The sequence below is a fragment of the Candidatus Krumholzibacteriota bacterium genome, from assembly GCA_016932415.1.
Lineage (GTDB): Bacteria > Krumholzibacteriota > Krumholzibacteriia > Krumholzibacteriales > Krumholzibacteriaceae > Krumholzibacterium.
Genome location: JAFGCX010000015.1, coordinates 43,797 through 51,022, shown reverse-complemented (window position 1 = coordinate 51,022; position 7,226 = coordinate 43,797). Strand labels below are relative to the sequence as shown.

Below are 7,226 nucleotides of genomic sequence, written 5' to 3'. Positions count from 1 at the left end.
TGCTTCCCGTCGCCACTCCGTCGCTACCGGTCACCCCCACAGGCTGCGTTATCACGTTACCGCCTCCGGTGTCGGTAGCCGAAAGGAGGACTGCCCCTCCACTTACAGGATTCCCGAACGCGTCTGTAGCAGTCACAGTAACGACGACCTGGTCGGTCGCGTTGGCAGTGACTGAATATTTATCAACGGAAAGTTGCGATGACGCTGCATCGAGTGCTGCCGGCTGGATATATACAAGAGTCGTAAAAGCGTCAAGATTGGGAAGGACACCATCGCCATCGAAAAAAGCGAGGAGATAACCTGTAGTCTCGTTCATCACTGTATACATGTAATCAACTTCCACGGATGAATCACCGGAAGGGATGACGATACTGTTGATGGTAGAGCCGTGGTCACCGGTTAGATAGAAACTGCTTCCGCTTCCCGCCATCAGAGTTATCGTCTGGTCCTGCGAGGCTGATGTCGGATTGTCGTGGATATCTGTGATCCTGAGAAGGAACCTGGCATACTCTCCGGCAGTCACCGTCGAGTCTTCCGGGGTCGCCAGAAGTTGCACCGGATCTCCAGCAATTACAATCGCCTGTTGCTGAGCGTCAGTCCATGATTGTCCGGAACCCGACGCGGTGATCACCGGTTCGTTGACTTTTGTATCCCTGTAGTAGAATGAGACTGTATCTTCACCCGCGGAAATAGTCACTGAAGAAGTCGCGCTCCAGTTTCCTCCACCGAGATGGGAAAAACTTCCAGTCCCGGAAGTCGAGGAGAGAAGTATATCCTGAGCCGATGCTACGGTGCTTGCATTGCCGTATTGATCCTCCGTCCTTACCCTCATAACGGCGCTTTCGCCGTCAGCCTTGAACGATCTCTGCGGAGTGGTAAAAACAATCCTGAAGATCGGTCCAGCTACTATGTCAATAGTCGGAGAGACGGCGATCTCAACCACCGATCCTCCCGAAGGATCGGATTGAAGGGTCAACTCGACATCGCTCTCGACCAGATTCTGGACTGATGCGTTACCTGAAGATGAGACAGAATCATCTCCATAGATTATATCGATCTTCTGTCCTGTATCGAGAGTATCAACATATACTTTAATGATCCGGCCATCTATGACGACCGGAACACCCTCAAGTGTTCCTTCAGATGAGACTGTCACGTAACCGGCAGTTGAACCATTGGAGATCTGTGGATGAGACCAGTTGACCGGTATTGAAAGGTGGACAGTACCTGATGAGAACGGCTCAGCTGCCGTATAACTTATAGTCCATTTGCCGCTTGATCCCGCCGTGACTTCGGAATCGGGAGAGATCGTCCCTGTCCCGCTTCCGGGGGCGGCGGAAAGAAAAGCGGGAAAGAAAAATAAAAGGGCGATGCTCGTAACAATACGCTGAATAATCCGTTTATCCCATTGTATCGCCCGTGATAACCCGCTTGATCTTATCATGTCGTAATAATACATCATATTAGGATTTAATAAAGGCAAAGGATATGCCATCTGACCGATTCTTGAGGTGATTGAATCGCAGATCCCTGCTTCTTTGGTCGAATAATTCCGGCTCCATTCCCGAGGTTCATAATCACCAAGGCGACCCATAGACCTATCATGTTGTCATTAATAGAATTGCGAAGCATCTCCTATGGTCTTCAGATCTAAACTCTTTTTGATCGACAGAAAAGTGTGGAACAAAAGTCCCGATTCTTCCCCGCAGTTACTTCTTATCCTTCCATATTCCAGAGCAAAATACAACATGGACAAGTAAATTGCAACACAACATGAAAGCTAACATTCTGGAATAACTGTTCTTAAGAAAATCCGGTAATCATACATCGGAACCGGTCCCACCCGCGATTGAATGATAAACCTGCCATAGACCCATCGATACTCAATCTCCCGGATCTATCCCGATTATGATCACCGAATTGTTTCCACCAAAACCGTCGTCAACGGTTGCGTTATTACCTGGATCGGATATCCATTTATCTCCGTCTATTACGAATTTATATTCATATTTGCCCCGCTTGAGAGGCAATACGATCGTCCAGAGACCGGTACCTTCCCTGTCATACAGAGGATCAGCCGACGACGACCAGTTATTGAATGTGCCCGCAATACAGACCCTGTCCACCTTTGTCGAATAAAAGGAAAACCTGACACCTTCTTCAGTGATCTCCGGGCCCGCGCCTGGATCGACCATACCGCGGAAACCCGCTCCGGGAGCGCATCCCGAAAGGACAATGGATACCGCGAAAAAAAGAAATACGACGGCCTTTAATAATACGATTTTTTTATCCATAACTACGGCACAATCAATAAAGATGCCTTTCCTCCCATATGATCCGTTGCGAATCGGGGGTTCGACGGATCAACTATGCAACGCCTCTCATTTATTACAAATCTGTACCGATATCTCCCGGGGGGAAGATCAACGGCCAGTTCCCACAATCCATCGTCAACAGATATCATCGATCCGACCAGGACTTCCCCTGATTCAGCGTCCCCCGCCCCCCAGTTGTTCCAATCCCCGGCAACCTGCACGGTCCTGGCCGAACGGCTTCTCATCCTGAATATCACACTTCCATCCTCCTGTACGGGCGATTCGATCCCCTTCTCAATGAAAGACGTGCATGAAACGCAGGTGGTCACCAGAATCAATATTGAAAGTATCCTTTTTACTGCCCTTGCCCTCATGATATAACCGGCGCCTGAGTAAGCACAATTTCCTCTATCGATGATATATTGTTAATATACCCCAGCTTATCGATGCTTGCAACGATATCTGAAAGACGATCACTTAAAAATATCTTAAAAAACCAGACCAGCTTCTATCGTGATGTTCCAGTTCCCCGATATCGCCCTTTCAGCTCTATATAGATCCTCAAGAAGCATAATATCCGTCTCGTAACTCTCAGTCCTGAAGACACCTCTGTCGGCAATCGCTCTTTCCCTGCCATAATGAGAAAGTGAATACCTCCATCTATCGAAATACAAAGGAGATACACCAGTCCCGACAGCGATCCATCCACCTTTTCCGCCTCTCCAGCATAACGCTCCCCAGATATCTGTGAAATTGTCGCGCCGATCGATCCGCTGATCATCATAGATTATATGCCTGGCATCAAAATGTATCGAGAAATTCCTGTCCAGGCTGAGACCTTTTCTGATGACAAATTCCGTCACTCTGCGATCGTTCCTGTCCGGATCCGCGGAAAAATTCACCGAGAGCAGACCTCTTGTCTGATACCCAACCATCATCGAATCGCCTGCCGATTCGCTAAGGGAGAAGAAAGTCTCAATTATGTTCCTTGATTCAAGAAAAGGAAGGCGCCTTACCGAGAGATCATCACCATCAAGCCAGAAATTCCATTTTTCCAGCCAGAAATATTCAGCGGATGAATTTTCTGAAAAGGACTCCGACCTGGCGCCCAGAGCAAGGTCGTACGCCCCCGCCTTGAGTCTCAAATCGGCCGCATATCTGTTTCTTTCATCTCTACGCCTTCCTCCTCTGAGCATCGGGTCTCCCGATAACTCGCTCGAGGACCAAGACAGATCGGTAGCGAATTTCTCGCGGTGGAAAGAGATCCCCAGATAGATTCTTTTTCCCTCTTCCCATCTCCTGCTGTCGAGGTATTGAATCTGACCGGTCCCGTCAAGGTCGGTCCTGTACTGTGAAACAAGATCAGTTACTCCTGATAGATACTCCGCTTCAATATCGATCCAATCACTTATGACATACCCTGCCAGGAAACCATCGATCCTCATTTTTTCATAACCGGTAAAGAGAGCATATTGGTCATCCGGATCCTGCCAGAACCTTCCAGAAGGGCCAATATCATATCTGAATAGATAATCGCATGACAACCCCCTCATCGCTGAACCAATACGGAAGCTGAAAATATCCGAATCAAGCGATGATCTGCGCAGATACTGGATTTCATCGAGATCTTCCGGACTTACCGGTAATGATATTGATCCCGGCTTTTCGAGTTGATCGTAACCTACGATCCTGCTCGCGTAAAATATTCTGCCGTCAAAACCAAACGGACCTTTTCCCTCAGCTTCGACCCCCCTTGTAAAAAGACCCGCTGAATAGTCAAATGGGCCTGATACTGAAAAGAGTGATAACGGATCGCCGTAATCGAGGGACGCGCTCCTGTTGAAAGCGCCGATCATTCCTCTCTCCGTTCTGAAACTTGCTGAAGCACGGAGAAAATAGGAATCGATCCTTTCGGGCTCTTCCCAATCGAACTCGAATCCTGGCTCAATTTGAGCTTCGATATTCTTATCTCCACATTGATAGATAGGAAGAGAGAAAAATGATCCTTGCCTCTCTTCATTGGCAAACAGATAACCTTCAAATGAATACTGAAGGGCTCCGCTGATCCTCCTCTCATTTTCCCCGCCGAGGTCGGAAAAGACTATTTCGAACTGATCGGCGAATTCCCTGAAAATGAAAAATGCCCTTCCTTCTTCATCGTAAACGGGGGAAACAGGATCATCGATCGATTCACCATCTACGATAAACATATATCTGTACTTTCCAGTGACAAGAAAGAGTCTGATTTCAAAGAGACCATCGGTCGCTATCATCCGGTCTACGGTCGGATTCCATTCATTGAAGTCGCCGACCAGAAAAACCCTTGTAGCCCCCGTAGCTCTGACCCTGAAGACTACTTCCTCCTCATCGAGAAATACTTCTCCAATCACCGGTCCATGAGAAACGATCAACAGGATCGCGACAAACAGTTTTATTACAAAAAAAGACTTTCTCAATCTATGATCTCCCCCAGCCATATCCTGGTGTAAAACGATATCATCCTCTGCTTTTCCACCTCACGTGGAACCGGATCGTTCCATATCGATATAGATTCGCATGCGGGATCGAACGAGCCGAATCCAGCCCGGAAAAGGAATCTCTTCTGAGGTCTGTATTCAAGCTCGGCATTATAAAAACTTTCACCTTTCCCATGGTGAAATAACGTGCTCCTTATCGACCACGAACTGTCCAGGTCGATTCCTCCCTCGGCGAGAAAATAGAACTCGTTTCTCCCCCCATAATCATCGATCCTCGTCATAAAACGCATTCTCGAACCATACCGGTCATCGAGTAATGAAAATAGAAAAACAGGTTTTCTGCCTTCGGCAAGAATCATCTTTTCCCGGCTCTCGAATCCCTTTTTAAATTCTGTCCTCAGTACGGTGGATAGCGACCTGCATCTTTCCCCGGGTGGACCGGAATAGAGATCGGAGGCTTCCATGAAAACGGAGAGAGCGAGTTCGTCATGCTTCCACCAAGAAGTTATATTGCTCTCGACAGTTCCCGGTGCTAATTCTCCTTTTTCCCAGCTATAATCATTACCACTGTATCTGTACGATGGAACTACACCCAACTTTCCGATGCCTTCGAATCGCCTCTCAATACCAGTGACTTCAGTCTGGAATGCCATGTCATCAGGAAGACCCCTGCTGACTTCGCCGAACGATATCCTCTCCGAATCAATATCAGGCAATCCCAATCTCCACAGGTCTTGTGCTCTTCCTTTAATCGACCTGACGAATTCGATCTGCAACATCGCGGTCCCTATTCCTTTTCCTGCCGTCACCCCCGCGATCGATCTGTTCCCTTTTATCGAAGACCTGTTTTCAGCAAGGATAAATCCGGCATGCCATCTTTTCCCACCGGCCTCGATCTCGATCCAGTCCATCTCATCCCCGGCATCCGAGAAAAGAGGTAACCCCGCTTTTCTCTCGATCTGTGATGTCTCGTAAAAATCGGCGCTTCCCAAACGGAGGTAAAGATGCCCCCAGGCTTTCGCGTCGAGAGCGATACCCTGCCCTTTACCGGATATTTCAGGAATATCATCAGAGATAAGATTCAGTTCCCTGTTCCTTGTCCTGAAGATCCTTTCCCTCATAAACAATCTGACGCCCAGCCCTTCTCCAGCCAATCGGTATCTGATATCACCCTGCTCCAGGAGAAGACGGTTCCTGTGTTTTCCAGTCCTTTCATCCCTTACACCCGATGCTCCCTTCAGAAAGAATCTCACGTCTCTGAATCGGGTGAACTGAAAAAGCAGGGATAACCTGTCGTTTAAATGCGATTCGTTCTCAGGATCATTCCATGGATAGGGATCAGATTCCTTCATCAGCATTATCCTGTTTGTATAAACAGCAGCGCAATGAAAGTCAGCGGTGGAATCTGATACTGACTCACCAGTCGTGACACCATACAATATTTCTGAAATAAATATCGGGCAGAAAAGAGCGAGCAGTACGATAGCGGATTTCAAACACTTTTTTCCCACTTAGTTCTCTCTGTTTCTTTTATCGATAAAATATTCAATCGCGACCGAAGTATACAGTCGGGAATCGTCAAGCGGGCTGAAGGATAATCCCAGATTAAACCTGCTCCCTGTCCATCGGAGGCCTCCTGTGACTTTTTCCTTGTGGAAACCGGCAATCATCTCGAGAGGTACCGATGAATCGAAGAGTAATCCGAAATGGTCGTGATCTGACCCTGAACTGATCTCTTTTTCCCATGACATAACGAGGAAATCTTTCCATAACAGCGAGATCCCCCATCTCGATTCTCTTTCATACTTTGTTTTTTCTGTTCCATTATCGTACTCTCTCTCGTGGACATTCTCCATCACGTAGGCTATCGATACCATCGGTAAAGGCCTTATCATCACTCCCGCGTCACCACTGATACCTGTATCCATATCGTCGAATGGACAGATGTCGCACCCGCCCGAATCATCTGAAGAAAGAGAGTTCATCCTTAGACTTATTCCGAAGGAAAGAAAAGAACCTTCCGCGCCCTGGGCTAGCCTGTAAGCAGCTCCAAGGATGAAGACCTTTTCATTACCCGATGTATCGAAGTCTCTCCTGTACACGCCCGCCCCCAAAGCCATATTTTCAAATGGTAAGACGAAAGCCCCCCTTATGTCACGTGATACATCTCCACCCTCTCCGAAATCAAGATATACACTCCTTTCATCTATGGTGGATAATCCGGCAGCGTTGTAAAAAAGAGCTGTGGCGTCATCAGCAAGGGAAAGATATGAAAAACTCATCGCTCTTGCCCGGGTACTGTTCCTGACACCCGAGAATATATCGTTCCGCGGATATGCTTCCGCTCTTACTGGAAATACGGCGATATCCACGGCAGTAATTGACAGAACAAGGAATATTACGGATGAGAGAGATTTTATCTGGTTTGTCATTG

Annotated in this window: 6 protein-coding genes; all 6 read right to left on the bottom strand. The window is 47.7% G+C overall.

Annotated elements, in window-relative coordinates; all coding sequences use genetic code 11:
• Positions 1–1,483: Ig-like domain-containing protein (locus tag JW814_05905; GenBank protein MBN2070974.1), on the bottom strand; the 1,483-nt coding region annotated here is incomplete at its 3' end.
• Between the two features lie 400 nt (positions 1,484–1,883).
• Positions 1,884–2,294, bottom strand: a complete 411-nt coding sequence (locus JW814_05900; GenBank protein MBN2070973.1) for a glycogen-binding domain-containing protein — start codon at positions 2,292–2,294, stop codon at positions 1,884–1,886.
• 2 nt (positions 2,295–2,296) lie between these two features.
• Positions 2,297–2,689: a hypothetical protein gene (locus tag JW814_05895; GenBank protein MBN2070972.1), complete on the bottom strand. Its 393-nt coding sequence runs from the start codon at positions 2,687–2,689 to the stop codon at positions 2,297–2,299.
• A 114-nt stretch (positions 2,690–2,803) separates the two neighbouring features.
• Complete coding sequence (locus tag JW814_05890) at positions 2,804–4,771, bottom strand: hypothetical protein (GenBank protein ID MBN2070971.1); 1,968 nt, start codon at positions 4,769–4,771, stop codon at positions 2,804–2,806.
• Complete coding sequence (locus JW814_05885; protein ID MBN2070970.1) at positions 4,768–6,303, bottom strand: hypothetical protein; 1,536 nt, start codon at positions 6,301–6,303, stop codon at positions 4,768–4,770. The genes JW814_05890 and JW814_05885 overlap by 4 nt, the downstream gene beginning before the upstream one ends.
• Positions 6,304–7,224 (bottom strand): hypothetical protein, encoded by a 921-nt coding sequence (locus tag JW814_05880; protein MBN2070969.1) that lies wholly within the window; start codon positions 7,222–7,224, stop codon positions 6,304–6,306. It lies immediately after the preceding gene.
• Positions 7,225–7,226: the final 2 nt, after the last annotated feature.